The following is a 727-nucleotide window of genomic DNA, read 5'->3' as shown; positions in this document are numbered from 1 at the left end:
CAGGACGCGCAGCGCGGATGGAAATGGCAACGGTGGGCGAGGCCGTCGGCGTACGCCAGCTTGATCGCTTCGATCTGGCGGTGGTAGGTGAGCAGGGTGTCGCGCTCGCTGAAATCGAAGCCCTTCAACATGTTCAGCGCCAGCAAGGCGACCAGGCCGTGGCCGTTCGGCGGGATTTCCCAGACGTCGTAGCCGCGATAGTTGGCGCGGATCGGATCGACCCATTCCGGCCGGTAGTCGGCCAGGTCGGAGACATCCAGGTAACCGCCGGCGGCGCGCACGAAGGCGGCGGTTTTCTCCGCCAGTGCGCCTTGGTAGAAGCTGCGTGCGTTGTCGTCGGCAATCGATTGCAGCGTCGCGGCGTGACCGGGCGAACGCCACATTTCACCTGCCTGCGGTGCGCGGCCCTGACCCACACCCGCGTCAAGTGAGCCGAAGGTGTCGAACCACGACTTGAAATGATCGTCCTTGAATTCACGCGTGAAATTCTTGTAGGCCTGCTGCCACGCCACCGCCACCATCGGCGACACCGGGAAGCCGTCCTGCGCCAGGCTGATGGCGCCGGCCATGGAACGCGACAGCGGCAGGCGGCCGAAGCGCTCCGCCATCGTCGCCCACGCCGACGGCGTACCCGGAACGGTGACGGGCAGGGCGCCGTACTTGGGCACGTTCTTGTGTCCGGCCGCGCTGAATGCATCGAGCGAAATCGCCATCGGCGCCGGGCCGC

The 727-nt window shown here is 66.6% G+C and carries 1 protein-coding gene; it reads right to left on the bottom strand.

The genetic code is table 11. The annotated features are described in order from the left end of the window. Positions 1–727: gamma-glutamyltransferase (locus HLUSI_RS0123310; RefSeq protein ID WP_016836233.1), on the bottom strand; the 727-nt coding region annotated here is incomplete at both ends.

This window comes from Herbaspirillum lusitanum P6-12, from assembly GCF_000256565.1.
Classification (GTDB): Bacteria; Pseudomonadota; Gammaproteobacteria; order Burkholderiales; family Burkholderiaceae_D; genus Herbaspirillum; species Herbaspirillum lusitanum.
This window is presented reverse-complemented; position numbering and strand designations above follow the sequence as displayed.